Origin of the sequence: Micromonospora sp. C81, assembly GCF_018070425.1 — a bacterium.
Lineage (GTDB): Bacteria > Actinomycetota > Actinomycetes > Mycobacteriales > Micromonosporaceae > Micromonospora > Micromonospora zamorensis.
Genome location: NZ_JAGPXS010000015.1, coordinates 88,890 through 104,168, shown reverse-complemented (window position 1 = coordinate 104,168; position 15,279 = coordinate 88,890). Strand labels below are relative to the sequence as shown.

General features: G+C 71.2%; 21 protein-coding genes. 6 read left to right on the top strand and 15 right to left on the bottom strand.

The window, feature by feature from the left end; all coding sequences use genetic code 11:
- Positions 1-15 precede the first annotated feature (15 nt).
- The 4 genes from KBX46_RS23115 to KBX46_RS23100 all read right to left on the bottom strand — a co-directional run bounded on the left by KBX46_RS23115 (position 16) and on the right by KBX46_RS23100 (position 3,275).
- Positions 16-1,014: a tyrosine-type recombinase/integrase gene (locus tag KBX46_RS23115; protein ID WP_099853545.1), complete on the bottom strand. Its 999-nt coding sequence runs from the start codon at positions 1,012-1,014 to the stop codon at positions 16-18.
- Positions 1,015-1,081: 67 nt separating this feature from the next.
- A complete protein-coding gene (locus tag KBX46_RS23110) occupies positions 1,082-1,507 on the bottom strand; it encodes an Hsp20/alpha crystallin family protein (RefSeq protein ID WP_088951751.1) in 426 nt (141 codons plus the stop codon).
- A 102-nt stretch (positions 1,508-1,609) separates the two neighbouring features.
- Positions 1,610-2,104 carry a GNAT family N-acetyltransferase gene (locus tag KBX46_RS23105; protein ID WP_308159669.1) on the bottom strand — a complete coding sequence of 165 codons (495 nt, stop codon included), beginning with the start codon at positions 2,102-2,104 and terminating at the stop codon, positions 1,610-1,612.
- A 52-nt stretch (positions 2,105-2,156) separates the two neighbouring features.
- The gene (locus tag KBX46_RS23100) at positions 2,157-3,275 is read right to left on the bottom strand and encodes an NAD(P)/FAD-dependent oxidoreductase (protein ID WP_210794027.1); all 1,119 of its coding nucleotides are present in this window, start codon (positions 3,273-3,275) and stop codon (positions 2,157-2,159) included.
- Between the two features lie 94 nt (positions 3,276-3,369).
- Here KBX46_RS23100 and KBX46_RS23095 point away from each other — a divergent pair, with 94 nt between their 5' ends.
- On the top strand, positions 3,370-4,026 hold the full coding sequence (locus tag KBX46_RS23095; protein ID WP_307871460.1) for a TetR/AcrR family transcriptional regulator: 657 nt from the start codon (positions 3,370-3,372) through the stop codon (positions 4,024-4,026).
- Here KBX46_RS23095 and KBX46_RS23090 read toward each other — a convergent pair.
- The 4 genes from KBX46_RS23090 to KBX46_RS23075 all read right to left on the bottom strand — a co-directional run bounded on the left by KBX46_RS23090 (position 4,023) and on the right by KBX46_RS23075 (position 6,117).
- Positions 4,023-4,436, bottom strand: coding sequence for a DUF6069 family protein (locus tag KBX46_RS23090; protein ID WP_210794025.1), 414 nt, complete (start codon positions 4,434-4,436; stop codon positions 4,023-4,025). The genes KBX46_RS23095 and KBX46_RS23090 overlap by 4 nt on opposite strands.
- A gap of 76 nt (positions 4,437-4,512) precedes the next feature.
- Positions 4,513-4,989 (bottom strand): MarR family winged helix-turn-helix transcriptional regulator, encoded by a 477-nt coding sequence (locus KBX46_RS23085; RefSeq protein WP_088948200.1) that lies wholly within the window; start codon positions 4,987-4,989, stop codon positions 4,513-4,515.
- Between the two features lie 52 nt (positions 4,990-5,041).
- Positions 5,042-5,557 carry a DUF2087 domain-containing protein gene (locus KBX46_RS23080; protein WP_210794024.1) on the bottom strand — a complete coding sequence of 172 codons (516 nt, stop codon included), beginning with the start codon at positions 5,555-5,557 and terminating at the stop codon, positions 5,042-5,044.
- A 56-nt stretch (positions 5,558-5,613) separates the two neighbouring features.
- A complete protein-coding gene (locus KBX46_RS23075; RefSeq protein WP_197699643.1) occupies positions 5,614-6,117 on the bottom strand; it encodes a MarR family winged helix-turn-helix transcriptional regulator in 504 nt (167 codons plus the stop codon).
- 68 nt (positions 6,118-6,185) lie between these two features.
- Between KBX46_RS23075 and KBX46_RS23070 the strand changes: the two genes are divergently transcribed.
- Positions 6,186-7,415 carry an MFS transporter gene (locus KBX46_RS23070; RefSeq protein WP_210794023.1) on the top strand — a complete coding sequence of 410 codons (1,230 nt, stop codon included), beginning with the start codon at positions 6,186-6,188 and terminating at the stop codon, positions 7,413-7,415.
- A 35-nt stretch (positions 7,416-7,450) separates the two neighbouring features.
- Here KBX46_RS23070 and KBX46_RS23065 read toward each other — a convergent pair whose 3' ends face one another.
- Entirely contained in the window at positions 7,451-7,642 is a 192-nt protein-coding gene (locus tag KBX46_RS23065) for a DUF397 domain-containing protein (RefSeq protein WP_210794022.1), read from the bottom strand.
- On the bottom strand, positions 7,633-8,400 hold the full coding sequence (locus KBX46_RS23060; protein WP_210794084.1) for a DUF5753 domain-containing protein: 768 nt from the start codon (positions 8,398-8,400) through the stop codon (positions 7,633-7,635). The genes KBX46_RS23065 and KBX46_RS23060 overlap by 10 nt, the downstream gene beginning before the upstream one ends.
- A 207-nt stretch (positions 8,401-8,607) precedes the next feature.
- Here KBX46_RS23060 and KBX46_RS23055 point away from each other — a divergent pair, with 207 nt between their 5' ends.
- The gene (locus tag KBX46_RS23055) at positions 8,608-8,961 is read left to right on the top strand and encodes a hypothetical protein (protein ID WP_374225011.1); all 354 of its coding nucleotides are present in this window, start codon (positions 8,608-8,610) and stop codon (positions 8,959-8,961) included.
- Positions 8,961-9,206 (top strand): flavin reductase, encoded by a 246-nt coding sequence (locus KBX46_RS23050; RefSeq protein ID WP_210794021.1) that lies wholly within the window; start codon positions 8,961-8,963, stop codon positions 9,204-9,206. Before KBX46_RS23055 ends, KBX46_RS23050 begins: the two co-directional genes overlap by 1 nt.
- Positions 9,207-9,251: 45 nt before the next feature.
- Here KBX46_RS23050 and KBX46_RS23045 read toward each other — a convergent pair whose 3' ends face one another.
- From KBX46_RS23045 to KBX46_RS23030, 4 genes are all read right to left on the bottom strand, one after another.
- Positions 9,252-9,989 (bottom strand): VOC family protein, encoded by a 738-nt coding sequence (locus KBX46_RS23045; RefSeq protein WP_210794020.1) that lies wholly within the window; start codon positions 9,987-9,989, stop codon positions 9,252-9,254.
- 71 nt (positions 9,990-10,060) lie between these two features.
- On the bottom strand, positions 10,061-10,648 hold the full coding sequence (locus tag KBX46_RS23040; RefSeq protein WP_210794019.1) for a GNAT family N-acetyltransferase: 588 nt from the start codon (positions 10,646-10,648) through the stop codon (positions 10,061-10,063).
- Between the two features lie 23 nt (positions 10,649-10,671).
- A complete protein-coding gene (locus KBX46_RS23035; protein WP_247668004.1) occupies positions 10,672-11,178 on the bottom strand; it encodes a DUF664 domain-containing protein in 507 nt (168 codons plus the stop codon).
- Complete coding sequence (locus KBX46_RS23030; RefSeq protein ID WP_247668003.1) at positions 11,175-12,206, bottom strand: aldo/keto reductase; 1,032 nt, start codon at positions 12,204-12,206, stop codon at positions 11,175-11,177. The genes KBX46_RS23035 and KBX46_RS23030 overlap by 4 nt, the downstream gene beginning before the upstream one ends.
- Positions 12,207-12,328: 122 nt before the next feature.
- Between KBX46_RS23030 and KBX46_RS23025 the strand changes: the two genes are divergently transcribed.
- The gene (locus tag KBX46_RS23025; protein ID WP_210794018.1) at positions 12,329-13,882 is read left to right on the top strand and encodes a glycosyltransferase family 39 protein; all 1,554 of its coding nucleotides are present in this window, start codon (positions 12,329-12,331) and stop codon (positions 13,880-13,882) included.
- 6 nt (positions 13,883-13,888) lie between these two features.
- Here KBX46_RS23025 and KBX46_RS23020 read toward each other — a convergent pair whose 3' ends face one another.
- Positions 13,889-14,374 (bottom strand): Rrf2 family transcriptional regulator, encoded by a 486-nt coding sequence (locus KBX46_RS23020; protein WP_210794017.1) that lies wholly within the window; start codon positions 14,372-14,374, stop codon positions 13,889-13,891.
- A gap of 133 nt (positions 14,375-14,507) precedes the next feature.
- Here KBX46_RS23020 and KBX46_RS23015 point away from each other — a divergent pair, with 133 nt between their 5' ends.
- The gene (locus KBX46_RS23015; RefSeq protein ID WP_210794016.1) at positions 14,508-15,248 is read left to right on the top strand and encodes an SDR family oxidoreductase; all 741 of its coding nucleotides are present in this window, start codon (positions 14,508-14,510) and stop codon (positions 15,246-15,248) included.
- The last annotated feature ends 31 nt before the right edge of the window (positions 15,249-15,279 follow it).

The window sequence follows — 15,279 nt, the reverse complement described above, 5'->3', positions numbered from 1 at the left end:
GGCGGCCGCTGCGGCTCAGTTGCTCCGACGGGACCGCGCCGCCCACACCACGTAGGCCGGGTCCCGGTCGAGGTTGTGCCGGTCCCGGTCGTAGCGGCGGGTGGTGCGCGGGTCGGCGTGCCCCATCGCGTCCTGCACGTCCTCCAGCGGCACGCCCTCCGAGCGGGCGGTGGTGGCGAAGGCGTGCCGCAGGGAGTGTGGGGACAGCTTCGCCCAGGCCGGGATGCCGGCGGCCCGGGCGAGCCGGCGGACCATCCGGAACACCGAGTGCCGGTCCAGCCGGGCACCGCTGGCGGTGACCAGCAGCGGCCCGGTCAGCTGTGTCACCGGCACACCGGTGGCGGCAGCCCGCTGGGCCAGGTAGGCGTCCACGGCGTACCCGCTGCCGGGGGTGAGGGCCCGGCGGCGTTGCTTGCCGCCCTTGCCGACGAAACGCACGCTGCGATGTCCGCGTTCGGTGCCGAGGTCGGTCAGGTCCAGCGAGATCAGCTCCCCGACGCGCAGGCCCAGATCGGCGAGGAGAGCGATCGCCGCCCGGTTGCGCAGGGCGGTCGCGCCCGTGTCCGCGTCGGCGGCGCCGAGCAGGGCGTCCACCTCCTCGGGGGTGAGCCCGAGAGTGGCGGAGTGGTCCCGGTCGACGCGAGGCCGGTCCGCGCCGGCGACCGGGTTGGCCGGCACCGCGCCCAGCTTCACCAGGAAGTCGTACCAACTGGACAGCGCGGAGAGCCGTCGCGCCACGGTCGCCGGGGTCAGCGGCCGGCCGCTGCGGGCGGCGACTGTGGACTCCAACGCCCGGGCATACTCGTTGACGTGCAGGAACGTGGCCCGCAGCGGGTCCAGGTCCCGGCCGGCGCACCAGGTGAGCCAGCCGGTGACGTCGCGCCGGTACGCGTCGCGGGTGTGCTCGGACAACCGCCGGTTACGCAGCCACGCCTCGGTGACCTCGACCGGCCCACTCGGCAGCGCGGGAGGCGCGGACGGGCGGGCCAGCACCGGAGCGTCGGAGAACACCATGTGAAAAAGGTTCTCAGCTTCGGGTGGGATCGGCGTGCAGGCGCGCCGATCCCACCCTGCACCATGATCAGGCGTTGATCTGTCGACGCCCGTCGCCGTTGGCGGTGATGGTCACCCGGCGCGGCTTGGCACGCTCGGCGACGGGGATGCGCAGCGTCAGCACCCCGTGCTCGTAGCCAGCTTCCAGCTTGTCGGTGTCCAGGGTGTCGCCGAGGAACAACTGCCGGGTGAACGTGCCCATCGGACGTTCGGCTGCCACCAGCTCGACGCCGTCTCCGGAGGGTCGGCGACGTTCGGCCCGGACGGTGAGCACGTTGCGCTCGACGGTGCAGTCGATGGTGTCGGGGTCGACGCCGGGCAGGTCGAACGCCGCGTAGAAGTGGTCGCCGTCGCGGTAGGCGTCAAGGTGCATCATCGCGGGACGGGCCGCCGTACCGAAGAACTGCTCGGCGAGCCGGTCGATCTCGCGGAACGGGTCGGTACGCATCAACATGGTCATGCCTCCTCGGTTCTCCTGGCCGAAGGTGATGAGTTGAGCCGGGGTGACTCAACTTCCTCTTCTTATTTAGCGCATCCGCCGGCGAGCGTCAACCGCTCAACCCAGCCGCTTCTCGAACCAGTGCTCGGCGTAGGGGCCGTGCGAGTACGCCGGAATCTCGACGTAGCCGTGCCGGGCGTACAGGGCGCGGGCCTCGACCAGGTCGGCGCGGGTGTCCAGCCGTATCGCCTGCGCTCCGGCCGCCCGTGCGTGCTGCTCGACGGCGGTCAGCAACGCGGCACCCCCACCGGCGCCACGATGCGCGGGTCGGACGAACACCCGGGTCAGCTCGGCCCAGCCCGAGTGCCAGCGCAGCCCGGCGCACCCGGCCAGGTCGGTGCCGTGGTGGGCGAGCAGCAGCAACCCGCTCGCGTTGGTCAGGTCGTCGCTGGGCATCTCCGCGAGCGCCTCGTCGACCTCGCCGGGCAGGGCCGGGCGGCGGTGGTAGCGCACCACCATCTCGGTCATGTACTCGCGCAGCAGCAGCACCGCGTCGGGCTGGTCGGGTCGGCTGACGCTGGTCGTCCAGGTTGCTCGGGCGGTGACGGTCACCAGTCGATCATCACCGCCCGGTCAACGGCATTATCCCGGTCGGTCCTGGCGGTCAGGATGGCTGGACCTGGTCGAAGAGGGCGAGGGCTTCGGCCGGATCCGGGCTCACGAGGCGTTCCAGACCGGCCGTCGTGATCGTCGCCCACCTGCTGGCCCGTGCCCACATCCGTTCCTCGAAGGCGCGGACGGCCTCGTCCAGATCTTCAGGGTCGGCGGCGATGGACTCCGCGAGCTCGGCACCGTCGAGCATCGCGAGGTTCGCGCCCGCCCCCAACGGTGGCATCAGGTGGGCGGCGTCGCCCAGCAGCGTCACCCCGCGGACGTGGGCCCAGGTGTGGGATACGGGCAGGACGTAGAAGGGGCGGTGGACGAAGGCGGTGCCGTGGCCGAGCAGGTCGAGGACGGGAGGGGCCCAGCCGTCGAACAGCGCCAGAATGCCCGATCGCGCGGCCTCGACGTCGGCCAGGTCCAGCTCCGCGTGCCAGTCCAGCGGCGCGCGAAACTTGGTGTACACCTTGACGTGACCGCCGCTGTTGCGCTGGGCGACGAGAGATCGGTTCACGCCGTACACGGCCACCGAACCGTCGCCGATCAACTGGGCGAGGTCGGGGTGGCGGGTGTCGACGTCGTCGAGGGAGGTCTCGACCGAGGTGACACCGGTGTACTGCGGCGTCACCGGCGAGACCGCCGGGCGGACCCGGGACCAGGCGCCGTCCGCGCCCACCACGAGGTCGAACGTCTCCTGCCCCCCGTCCGCGTAATGAACCAGTACGCCATCCTCGGTCCCCGGCACCACCTGCACGACCTCTCGACCCCACCGCACGTCGAGGGAGCCGAGCAGCAGATCGCGGAGTTGCCCGCGATCGATCTCCGGATTGGCCTGCTCATCCGGAGAGGGTCGCCAGTCCCGCAGAACGGTCCCAGCAGCGTCCAGGATGCGCATGGCCTGCCCCTCCGGGCGAGACAGCGCCTGGAACTCTGCCAGCAGCCCCGCCTTGTCCAGTGCCAGCTGGCCCAGTCCTTCGTGCAGGTCCAGCGTGCCGCCAGGGGGGCGGGCGTCCGGGGTGGGATCGCGTTCGAGGACGGCGACGGGGTGGCCGTGGCGGTGCAGGACACGGGCGAAGGTGAGGCCCGCGGGGCCACCCCCGACCACGGCGATACGGTGTCTCATGGCGATACACTGTATTCCCCTCGTACGATGCACAGCAACAGAACGGTGGTGACCATTGACTGTGTGGGACCGGCCCGAGCCGTCGAATGCTCCCGTGCCGCTCGACCGCGAGCGGATCGTCGCCGCCGCCATCGCGCTGGCCGACGAGGGCGGGCTGGAGGCGGTGTCGTTGCGCAAGGTCGCCGCCCGGCTGAACGCCGGCCCGATGCGGCTGTACGGGTACATCTCCACCAAGCAGGAGTTGTTCGATCTCATGGTGGACGAGGTCCACGCCGAGATTCTCCCCGCAGAGCAGCCCGGTGACTGGCGAGAGGCGCTGCGCGTCCTCGCCCACCGCACCAGGCAGGCCGCTCTGCGCCACGTTTGGCTGGCCGACCTGCTCGGCGGCCGTCCGACCCTGGGCCCGAACGGCATGGCCGTGACCGAGGCCAAGCTGGCCGCCCTCGACGGCTTCGCCGACATCGACACCGTTCTGCGCGCCGTGGAAACCGTCAGCTCCTACCTCACCGGCGCGATCAGGCGCGAGATCGCGAACCTGCGGGCCGAGCGCGTCACGGGCCTGTCCAAACACGAATGGCAGCGCGCCTCCGGCCCGCACCTGACGAAAATGTTGGCCACGGGCCGCTTCCCGGCGCTGACCAGGGCCGTGCACGACGGCGCAGACGTGGACGCCGAAACATCCTTCGCGACGGGCCTGGACTGGGTCCTCGACGCCGTGGCCGCCAAACTCACCCGACCGCCGGCCCTTTAGCGGCGAGGGCGGGGCAGCAGGGCGATCAGCGCGACCGCCACGGCCACGTGTGTCGCACCGAGGATCAGCTTGGCACCGCCGGTGGCCTCGACACCAACCAGGGGGACGAGGGACAGCAGGGTCACCGCGACGGCCAGCGAGATCCAGACCGGACGGGCGGCCCGTGGGGCGAACCGCTCCAGCAGGGCCAACGCGGCCCAGCCGAGCAGGGCGGCGCCCAGGGCGACCACGAAGATCGCGCCCGCACCGATGACCGTGGCGGGCTGACCCGGACTCTCGACGGTGTAGTCGACCCCGGCCAGCGCGCCGATCGACCAGATGGCCAGGCAGGCCACGACGGCGACGCCGACAGCGAGGGCGCGGCGGCGCAGGGTCGAGGTGGTGGGGGTCGTGACGGCGGCAGCACTCATGACGGCTCCTCGTTCAGGGGAAACGAACGAGTACGACCGTAACAGATAGTCTTGTTCGGAACTATCTTTCTCGGAACTAACAGCCCGAGCGGCTACCTGGCGCGTACGGGGAGCTGGTGGCCAACGGACCGGTCACCAGGGCAACCAGGGCACGCAGGAACACCTCGCGATCCTGCTCGGGCAGGGTCGCGAGCAGGTCCTCCTGGATGCGCTCGACCACCTGCCGCGCCCGCAGCAGGACCTGCTCCCCCGCCGGGGTCACCGCGACCAGCCGGGCGCGCCGATCCGTCGGCACGGGGCGACGCTCGGCCAGCCCGGCCCGTTCCAACTGGTCGAGCGTGACGACCATCGTGGTCTTGTCCACGCCGCACCGCTCGCCGATCTGCCGCTGGGTCAGGTCTCCGGTGCGCGCCTGCGCCAGCACGTAGTGCGCCCGCGGCGAGATGCCGAGCTCGGCCAGCCCCGCTGCGTGTTCGGTCTGCAGCGCGTGACTCGCCCAGGAGAGCAGGAACAACAGATCCGGGGGGCCGTCAGCGGGCGTGCAGGAGGTCATGCGCCGAGGCTAGCAAGATCCTCCGCGACGAGACGGTTCGCCAAGCGGACGATCAGGGCCGCTGGTAAATGCCGTGCTCGCGGGTGAGCAACCGCTCGTCAACCAGGTACCGACGCAGCGTCGCGTGATCCGACCCGCCCGCCGCGCACCACGCCTTGAGCGCGTCGTCGACGGCGCGCTCCGGATAGCGGGTGCCCGGTTCGAACGACCGCTCGGCGATATGTGCCAGCAGGACCCTCCGTCGGCCGCGCTGCGCCGGCAGACCCACCAGGACACCCGCGCGCAGGAAGGTCCGCAGCACCGGGTCGGCGTCGGGCTCCGCGTCGTCGGCCGGGCGACTGTCGCGGGCGGCCGCCCGCAGCGACGCCTCGTCGACCGCCAGCGAGCCGTCCGCGCCGGCGACGAGACCCGCGTCGGCGAGCCGGCGGACCCCGGTGAGCACCACCCGCGCCGGCAGGCCAATCCGTTCGGCGACCTCCGTCGCGCTGGTGGCACCCAGCACGATCGCCGCGAAGATCCGTCGCCGTCCGTCGTCGGCCAGGGTTCCGGCCAGAGCATGCGCAGTCACGCCGGTCACCCTCGCATCAGCTGTACGCGAGGTGCCACGCGATTTCCCGAGCCTGTTCAGTCGACCTTCGGCTGTTCGGCGACGAGCATCACCCGGCGCAACAGGTCGGAGAGTTGTCGCCGTTCGGTCGCTGTGAGCGCGCCGAGCAGGCGGTGCTCCTCTGCGCCCTGGATCTCCATCGCCCCACGCCAGGCGGCCTGACCCGCGTCGGTCAGCTCCACGTCCACCCGCCGGCGGTCGACTGTCGACGGAATCCGGCGAACGAAACCCCGCCGGAGCAGGGTGTCCACCCGGGCCGTGATCGAGGCGGGGGCAACCGCGAGATCCACGGCGAGGTCCGAGGGGGCTGCCCGGCCGCGTCGGCCGGCCAGGGCGTGCAGGGTGTCGTACTCGTGGGCGGGCAGGTCGAGGTCGGCCAGAACCCGTTCCTTGACCGTCCGCAGGTGCCGGATCAGCTTGATCATCCTGGTCACCGCACCCTCGACGTCCGCGTCGAGGTCAGGCACCACGGGAAGCCAACGCTCGATGTGCCGGTCGACGTCATCCGGAGTGGTGGTCACCGCACCAGCTTACCTCAGCGCCGAAATATTCATTGCCGAAAGGTTCGGCGTCGAAGTATGTTGTGGCCATGGCTCACCCGCTGCGCATCCCCGCCTTCCGGTTGCTGTTCCTGGGCCGTACCGTCTCGGCTCTCGGCGAGGCGGTGGTGCCCGCCGCTCTGGCCCTGGCCGTGCTGCGGGCCACCGGCTCCACCGGTGCGCTGGCCGTGGTCCTCGCCGCGGCGATGATCCCCCGACTGCTCCTGCTGCCACTGGGCGGTGTCGTGGCCGACCGGTTCGACGCCCGCCGTGTCGCCATGGCGGCCGACCTGGTGCGCTGCGCGACCCAGCTCGCCGTCGGCGTGGAGCTGCTCGGCAGCGACCCGTCGCTGACCATGGTTGTCGTGGCGTCCGCGCTCGGCGGCACCGCGTCGGCGTTCGCCATTCCGACCGCGTCTCCACTGGTCGCCGGCACCGTCGAGCCCGCCGACCGGCAGCGGGCCAACGCCCTGATGGGCATGACCGCCAACACCAGTCGCCTCGCCGGGCCGGCGTTGGCCGGCGTGCTGATCTGGGCTGCCGGCCCCGGCTGGGCGTTCATCCTCGACAGTGCGTCGTTCGCGCTCAGCGCCCTCCTGCTCGGGCTGCTGCGGGTCCGCCACGTCCCGGTGCCCCGCCGTTCTGTCCTCGCCGACCTGCGGCACGGCTTCGGCGAAGTACGTGCCCGCGACTGGTTCTGGACCAGCCTGCTCGGGCACGGCGTGTGGAACGGTGCCGCCGCGGTGCTGATGACCCTCGGGCCGGCAGTCGCCATCGACCGCCTCGGCGGTGAGACGACCTGGGTGCTGCTGTTGCAGGCCGGCGCGGTCGGGATGCTCGTCGGATCGCTGCTGGCCGGACGGGTCCGGCTACGCCGACCGGTGCTGCTGGCCAACCTCGGGCTGGCCTGCTACGCCGCGCCGCTCTTCCTGCTCGCCGTCGCCGCGCCCGCCCCGGCGGTGATCGTCGCCTACGCGGTGGCGCTGACCGCCCTCGGTTACCTCAACCCGGTCTGGGAGACCGTCGTGCAGCACCACTTTCCACCGGAGGTGCTGGCCCGCGTCACCTCGTACGACTGGTTGGTGTCGCTCGGCGCCATGCCGCTGGGATACGCGCTGGCGCCGCTGGCCGCCGACGCGTTCGGCGCGCCCGTGCCCCTTGCCGTCGCCGGCCTGCTGGTCCTCGCCTCCTGCGCGGGCACGGCCCTCGTCCCCGGCGTACGCCGACTCACCTGGCCAGCGACCCCGCAACCGCAACCGGTCGCACCCGTCGCCCGCTGAGACCAGCGCCGGGAGGCTTCCCGCGAGGTGGTCAGTCAGTCGGCGTCGCGTGCCATCGTCACGAAGCCACGCCACGACTGCGGGCTGAAGGCCAGTGTCGCGCCGTCGCGATCCTTGGTGTCACGGACGAGGACCACGCCTGGAAGGTTGTCGGCAACCTCGACACAGTTGCCACCGTTGCCGCCGCTCTTCGTGCTCTTACGCCACCGGGCGCCGATCAGGTCCATGATGCTGCCGCTTCTCTGAGAAGGTCCACGGAACGTCCTCGGGGCAGTGCCTCTCCGCGAATACGCTCCCACCGTCGTTCCAGGCTAACAAGGTCCGATATCTGATCGAGGATCTGCGCCCGTGCGGGGCTGTCGACGTGCGCGACCCTCGATCCATCCGGCATGTCGGCGATGGTGAATGGTCCGTCGAGCCCGGGATAGCTGGGCGCGTCCGCCGGAACGATGTGGAGCTGCACGCTGCCCATCTCGGCAAAGCCCAGCAGGCGCGCGAGTTGCGACGCCATCAACGCGCGTTCGTCGCCGACGCGTCGCCTCAGCACCCCCTCGTCCAGCACCGCGATCAGCAGTGGTCCGCCGTCACGGCTGAGGATCGCTTGCCGGTTCATTCGGGCCTCGGCGAATTCGGCGACCGCGTCCGGTGCCAGCACCCCACCCGCCAGGGTCGCTCGCGCGTACGCCTCCGTCTGGAGCAGTCCGGGTACCCACGTCAGCTCGAACGACCGGAGCGTCACCGCCTCGCGTTCGAGGTCGACCCACGGCCGGAACCACACCGGTTCGCGGCGACGGACGACGTCCGGCCAAAGTGCGTCGGCATCTTTTGCCAGGAGCTTTGCGACGGTCGAGCGATGACGGCTCTGGGGGATGTGACCCGGGTTTGCCCACCTGGCGACGGTCTTCGGGTGCACACCGATCTGACCTGCGAGGCTCTCGGCGGTGTGACCCGCCCCAGCCAGCGCTGCGACAAAGGCGTGATTCATGCCGCCCCTCCCCTGGAACAAACCAACTGCCTTGAAGAGATTAGATAACGCTGTGTATTTGTCCAGCAACCCCCGGCAAGGTGCTCTGTAGACGGCGCGGCCGGCAGGGGACCCGAACCCGGCGGACGCGTTCGTAGCGGGGCCGCTTCCGTTGAGCGAGCACTCACGGGGGCGGCCCCTTCCCACACGTCGATCAGGGGGAAAGCCGTGTCCGACGAGGACGGAGAAGAAGGCCGCGAAGTCGAAGCGGGAAGAGCTACGACGACGGCTGGCCCAGTGCTCAGGGCTGGGGACGTGATCCGGTTGACCACCGCCGCGAGCGTCCAATTTATGAAGCCGATCGTCGTCCGGGTCATCCGCGAGCTGCCCGATCGCCACACCTACGACGGTTGGCTCTGGCTCGACGCGTACGAGTTGGGCAAGAAGGGCGAGGCGGTCGCCCGGCGCGAGCTCTTCGTAATGCGTGCGGGCGTGCAGGTGCAGGTTCAGGCCCCCCGCTCCTCCGGGGACGCCCGCTCGCTCGCACCGATCCGGCCTGTCAAAACGGTGGAGGTCGTCTGATGCCCGAGCGACCGAAGCACTCCCCCTTGCGGCCAGCGTGGCGCTGCCCGGTCTGCGGCATCCTGTGGCCGTGCTCGGCCGCGAAGCTGCGCCTCCTCGGCGAGTACCGCGAGGATCGGCCGGGCCTGTTGAGTCACCTGGCAAAGCTTCAGGAGGCGGCCGAAGCCGATCTCATTACGCTGAACCCGGGCGTCGCGCTGCCCGATCTGACCCCGCGTTTCATCGGCTGGGCCGAAGCCCGCTGAGCCACACACCGCACTCCGACGAAGCAGCTCTCACGAGCCTATGGGTCAGCTTGGGCTGAGCAGGCAGAACTCGTTGCCTTCGGGGTCCGCGAGGACGGTCCACGCGACATCGTCGGGGCCCAGATCGACGGCGGTGGCGCCGAGAGCCCGCAGTCGGGCAGCCTCGGCCTCCGGGTCGTCACCCGGGTAGGGCCGGACGTCGAGATGGACGCGGTTCCACACGGTCTTCACGTCGGGTGTCCGGACGAACTCCAGGTACGGGCCGACGCCCTTGGCGGAGCGCAGCACCGCCTGGCGGTCGGTCACGTCGTGCAGGACCCAGTCCGTGGCCTGGCTCCAGAAGTCGGCCATGGCTCGCGGATCCGCGCAGTCGACCACGACCGCGGCGATCGGCCCGGTGTCCCGGTAGAGCGGTCGGGGCTCCAGCACGCAGAACTCGTTGCCCTCCGGGTCGGCCAGGACCGTCCAGGGAACGTCGCCCTGGCCCACGTCGGCAGGTGTCGCGCCGAGATCCTTCAGGCGCGCCACCACCTCCGCCTGGTGAGCCGCCGAGGTGGTGGCGAGGTCGACGTGCACGCGGTTCTTCACCGTCTTTGGTTCCGGGGAGACGACGAGGTCGATGCAGACAGCGACGGGGTCCGGGTAGACGAAGCCCACAGGTTCGAGGTTGGTCACGCCGGGGCCCTCGCTGGAGATCTCCCAGCCGAGCACCGCCGCCCAGAAACCGCCCAGCGCGGAATCGTCGCGGGCCTTCATGTTGATCTGTACGAGCCGCGTTGCCATGCCGGAGATGGTAGGGCCCGTCGAGTCGGCGGTGGTGCCCGCCCAGGCCCACATCCCTTGGCGTCCACTGATCAGGTCAAGCCGTCGGTGCGCAGCCGTGCGTGCAGGTGCATGTCGTGCCAGCCGTCGCTGTGGCGGACCGACCCGCGAGCCACGCCCTCGGCGGGGAAACCTGCTCGCATGGCCACCCGGCACGACGCCGGGTTGGCGGTCGAGTGCTCCAGGGCGAGCCGGTGCAGACCGGCGTCCGTGAAGCTCCAGCGGGTCAGAGCTCCCAGCGCCTCGGTGGCGATCCCCCGACCGCGTGCACCCGGCAGCAGCCAGTACGACAGGTGCGCCGACCCCTCGGCCAGCAGCACGCCCCGCAACCCCACCTGACCGAGCGGCCGGTCGTCCGCGTCGACGATCGCCCAGCTCGCGGACGTCTCCTCGTGCCAGTGGCCGGCCCACTGCGCCGTCCACGCCCGCGCCTCGTCGCCGCTGTCGAGACGGCGGACGTGCCAGCGTTGGATCGCTGGACAGTCGAACGCGACCCGGACGACCCCGGCGTCGTCGTCGCGCCACGGCCGCAGCGCCAGCCCGGGGCGTACCGGTAGGTGGGGTTGGTCCTGGACGCCGAGGCTCCCGGCGGGCAGGGCGGGTGTGACGAGCGACGGCATTCGCCCATTATCGAGCCGGGGGCTCACTCGCCGACGGGGCCGCCGGCGAGTTCGGCGACCACGTCGAGGTGGCCGAGATGGCGGGCGTACTCCTGGACCAGGTGGAACAGCACCCGCTCCAGCGACGCCGGGTCCGCGCCGTTCCAGCGCGGTCCCGGCGCACCGATCTCCGCCAGGTCGTGTGCCGTCACCACCGCGCTGGTGTGCTCGCCCTGGGCCCGCAGCGCCGCCACCAGGTCCTCCCGGGTCTCCTCCGGGGCGACGTACCAGCGGTCGTCGCGGCGGTCGCCCCACGGGTCGGCGACGTCCCGGCCCTGGAAACCCCACTCGATCCAGCGCAGTTCGACGTGGCGCAGGTGCGTGAGCAGCTCCAGTGGGGTCCACCCCGATGGCAGCCGGCTGCGGCGCAGCTCCGGCTCGGCCAACGCCGACACCTTGGCCACAGTGGACTCGCGGAAGTAGTCCAGGTAGCGCAGGAAGACCTCGGTGCGGCTGCCGGCCGGCGCGGTGGGCTCGGGGAAGGGAATCATGATGAGGTCGGCAGGTCGCGGCCGCGCTGCCGCACACCCGCTGCGCCGTACGGGTAGTCCCCCACCAGCGGGGCGCTCGCCTCGTCCAGCAACCGCATCTGCTCGGCGTCGAGGACCAGGTCGGCGGCCGTCAGGTTGTCGTCGAGCTGTTCGGTGGTGCGCGCGCCGAGGATGACCGAGGTGACCGCCGGTCGAGCCGCCAGCCAGGCCAGCGACACCGCCGACATGGACACGCCGCGTTCCCCGGCGACCTGACGGACCGCGTCGAGCACCCGCCAGGTGCGCTCCTCGGCGTTGCGACCGGCGTACGCCTCGACGCCGCGCTGGGGGTTCTCGCCGAGGCGGGTCGCTCCGGTGGGCGTGCTGTCGCGCTGGTACTTGCCGGTCAGCCAGCCGCCGCCCAGCGGTGACCACGGCAGGATGCCGATGCCCTCGTTCTCGCAGACCGGCACCAGCTCGAACTCGATCTCCCGAGCCAGCAGGTTGTACTGCGGTTGCAGGGTCACGATCGGGGTGAGGTTGAGGTGCTGGGTGAGCAGGGCGGCCTTCTGCAACTGCCAGCCGGTGAAGTTGCTGACCCCCGCATAGCGGATCTTTCCGGCGCTCACCGCGTCGTCGAAGAACCGCAGGGTCTCCGGCAGTGGGGTCATCGGGTCCCAGGCGTGCGCCTGGTAGAGGTCGACGGCCTCGACCCCGAGTCGCCGCAGGCTGGCGTCCAGCGCGCGGGTGAGGTGCACCCGGGACAGGCCGGCGTCGTTCGCCCCCGGGCCCATCGGGAAACGCCCCTTGGTGGCGATCACCAGCCGGTCGCGCAGGTCGGGTCGGGCCCGCAGCCAACGCCCGACGATGTCCTCCGAGACGCCGGCGGAGTAGACGTCGGCGGTGTCGATGAAGGTGCCACCGGCCTCGACGAACCGGTCCAGTTGGGCGAAGCTGCCGGCCTCGTCGGTTTCCGCGCCGAAGGTCATGGTGCCCAGGCACAGGGTCGAGACCACAGTGCCGGTGGAGCCCAGAGTGCGGTAGCGCATATCGTCCTTTCGGTCCGAGTGACGAAGCTGATCTTCGCACCCGTCCCGACCACCCGCATGCGGGACAGTGCCGAACGCGGTACGGGCACCCGCGCGACCACCTCGCGGGTCATCATGAGCAGGTGAGCGACCCCGCGATCGACATTGACCGGCCTCGGCGGCCGGCTCCGGCGGCACCGCCGGGCGCGCCACCGGAGGTTGGAGCACGAGGGCGCGGCCCGTGGCTGGTTTCCGCCGCGACCACTGTGACGCTGCTGCTGCTCGCAGGCCGGTACGGCTACCACCGCGACGAGTTGTATTTCCTGCTCGCCGGCCGACACCTCGACTGGGGCTACGTCGACCAGGGTCCGCTGGTCCCGGCGCTCGCTCGGCTGCTCGACACGATCGCACCGGGCAACCTGGTGGTGCTGCGGACGCCGTCGGCGCTGCTGGCTGGTGGCGCAGTGCTGCTGGTCGCCGCCATCGCCCGGGAGCTGGGCGGCGGGCGTGGCGCGCAGACCTTCGCGGCGGTGCTGGCCGCGCTGTCCGGCATCGTTCTCGCCAGCGGTCACCTGCTCAGCACCACCACCGTCGACCTGCTGGTCTGGCTGGCCGCCGTGTGGTGTGCGGTGCGGTTGCTGCGCACCGGCGACAGCCGCTGGGCGCTCGGCATCGGTCTGGCGCTCGGGGTGGGCATGCTCAGCAAGCTCCTGCCGGCGTTGCTGGCAGTGGGTCTGATCGCCGGGGTGCTCATCGCCGGGCCACGTCGGCTGCTGCGTGACCGGTGGGTGCTCGCCGCTGCCGGCGTCGCCGTGCTGCTGGCCGCTCCGAACCTCATCTGGCAGGCGGCACACGGCTTCCCGCAACTCGGCGTGGCGGCCTCCATCTCCGACGGAGACAGCTCCTACAGCGGCCGGGTCGACGCGTTGACCCTCCAGTTCGTCATCATCAGCCCGTACGCCGTACCGATCTGGATCGCGGGCCTCGTCGCGCTGCTGCGCCGACCGGCGTGGCGGGCGTACCGGGCGGTGGGCTGGGCCTGGCTGGTGGTGGTCGGCATCGTGCTGATCGCCGGCGGCAAGGGTTACTACGACGCGCCGTTGTTGCTGGTCCTCACCGCAGCCGGCGTACTGGTCACCGTCGCGTGGGCGTCGCGCGGGTCGATCCGGTTGCGTCGAGGGCTGCTCGTGCTGGGTGTGGTGCCGTTCCTCCTGCCCAACATCGTGCTGCTGCTGCCGGTGCTGCCCGCCGAGCGGCTGCCCGGGTTCGTGGTCGACGTCAACTACGACGCCGGCGAGACGATCGGCTGGCCGGCGTTCGCGGACTCGCTCGCCGCCGTCCACGGTGGCCTGACACCCGAGGAGCGCTCGCGGGCGGTCATCCTGACCAGCAACTACGGCGAGGCCGGTGCGGTGGCCCGGTACGGTCCGGCCCGTGGTCTTCCGCGCGCATACTCCGGGCACAACAGCATGGTCGACTTCGGTCGGCCACCCGCCGAAGCGGACGTGGTCATCGCTGTCGGCTGGGAACGGCCCGACCCGTTGAACGCCTGGTTCGAGACGTGCACACTCGCCGGGCGGGTGGACCAGCGGGTCGAGGTGGAGAACGACGAGAACGGCGGCCCGATCCACGTGTGCCGGGGGCTGCGGCGTCCGTGGGCGCAGATCTGGGACACCGAGGTACGCCACACCGGCTGACAGTGGTCAGCCGGCGCGGTCGCCGGTGAGCCAGGTGTGGATGCCGGCCAGTGCCTCGGGGCCGGAGGTGGTGTCGACGTCGCGGGCGAGATCGGCGATCGTGACCGCGGCGAGCGCCTGGCGCCACGCGTCCTCCGCTGCCCACATGGCACGGGCGACCGGGCACGGCGTGGTGCAGGAGTCGGCCGGCGTCGCGAACGGGCCGCGCTGGCGGATCTCCGTGCAGACGAAACTGGGGCCCGGGCCATCGACGGCCCGCACCACGTCGAGCAGGGTGATGCTCTCCGGCGCCCGGGTGAGGACGTAACCGCCCGACTTGCCCTGAACGGAGTGGATCAGGTCGGCGCGGGCGAGCGACTGGAGCTGCTTGGCGAGGTAGCTGCTGGAGACATCGTGCAGCTCCGCCAGTTTGGCCGCCGGGACGGGCGTGCTGCTGGTCGTGAGGACCACGCAGCAGTGCAGCGCCCACTCGACCCCGCCGGACATCTTCATGACCTCACCCTAGCCAACCCCGGATACTCGGACTCGCAATGTCCGAGTATTGTTCTCGGACAGGAGAGGTCCGAGTTTGGCTTGAGCCAGGAAGCCGGACAGACGACCACATTTCACGGGAAGGTGCATGAGCATGAAGATCGCCGTACTGGGTGGGACCGGCCTCATCGGGTCGCAGGTCGTCAAGATCTTGCAGACCGCCGGGCACGAGGCGGTGCCGCACTCGCTGTCCACCGGGGTGGACCTCCTCAGCGGGCAGGGGCTGTCCGAGACGCTCATCGGCGCCGACGTCGTCGTCAACCTGACCAACTCGCCGACCTTCGACGACGCCTCCCCCGCCTTCTTCCAGACGACCATGGACAACCTCCTGGCCGCCGCCGAGCGTGCGGGCGTCGGTCACGCGGTGGTGCTCTCCATCGTCGGCGTGGACCAGGTGCCCGACCTGGCCTACTACCGCGCCAAGACCCTCCAGGAGGACATCCTCAGGGCCGGTCCCGTTCCGTACTCGATCGTCCGAGCCACCCAGTTCTTCGAGTTCATCGAGTCGATCCTCTCCTGGACCGCCGACGGGAAGACCGTTCGCCTGCCCAGCACCCCGGTGCAGCCGATGGCCGCCGCCGACGTGGCGCAGGCCGTCGCCGACGTCAGCATGGGCGCGCCGCTGCGGGGCATCCGCAACGTCGCCGGCCCCGAGGTCTTCGCCCTCGACGAGTTGGGGCGCATCACCCTCGCCGCCCGTGGTGACCAGCGCACCGTCACGACCGACGACAGCGCTGGCATGTTCGCCGCCGCTCCCGACGACGTCCTCGTCGCCCCCGACGGCGCCGTCATCGCGCCCACCGCCTACCGGGAGTGGCTGGGCCGCCAGGGCTGAGCGTCGGCCGTACGCGCACGTCGCCGTGGCA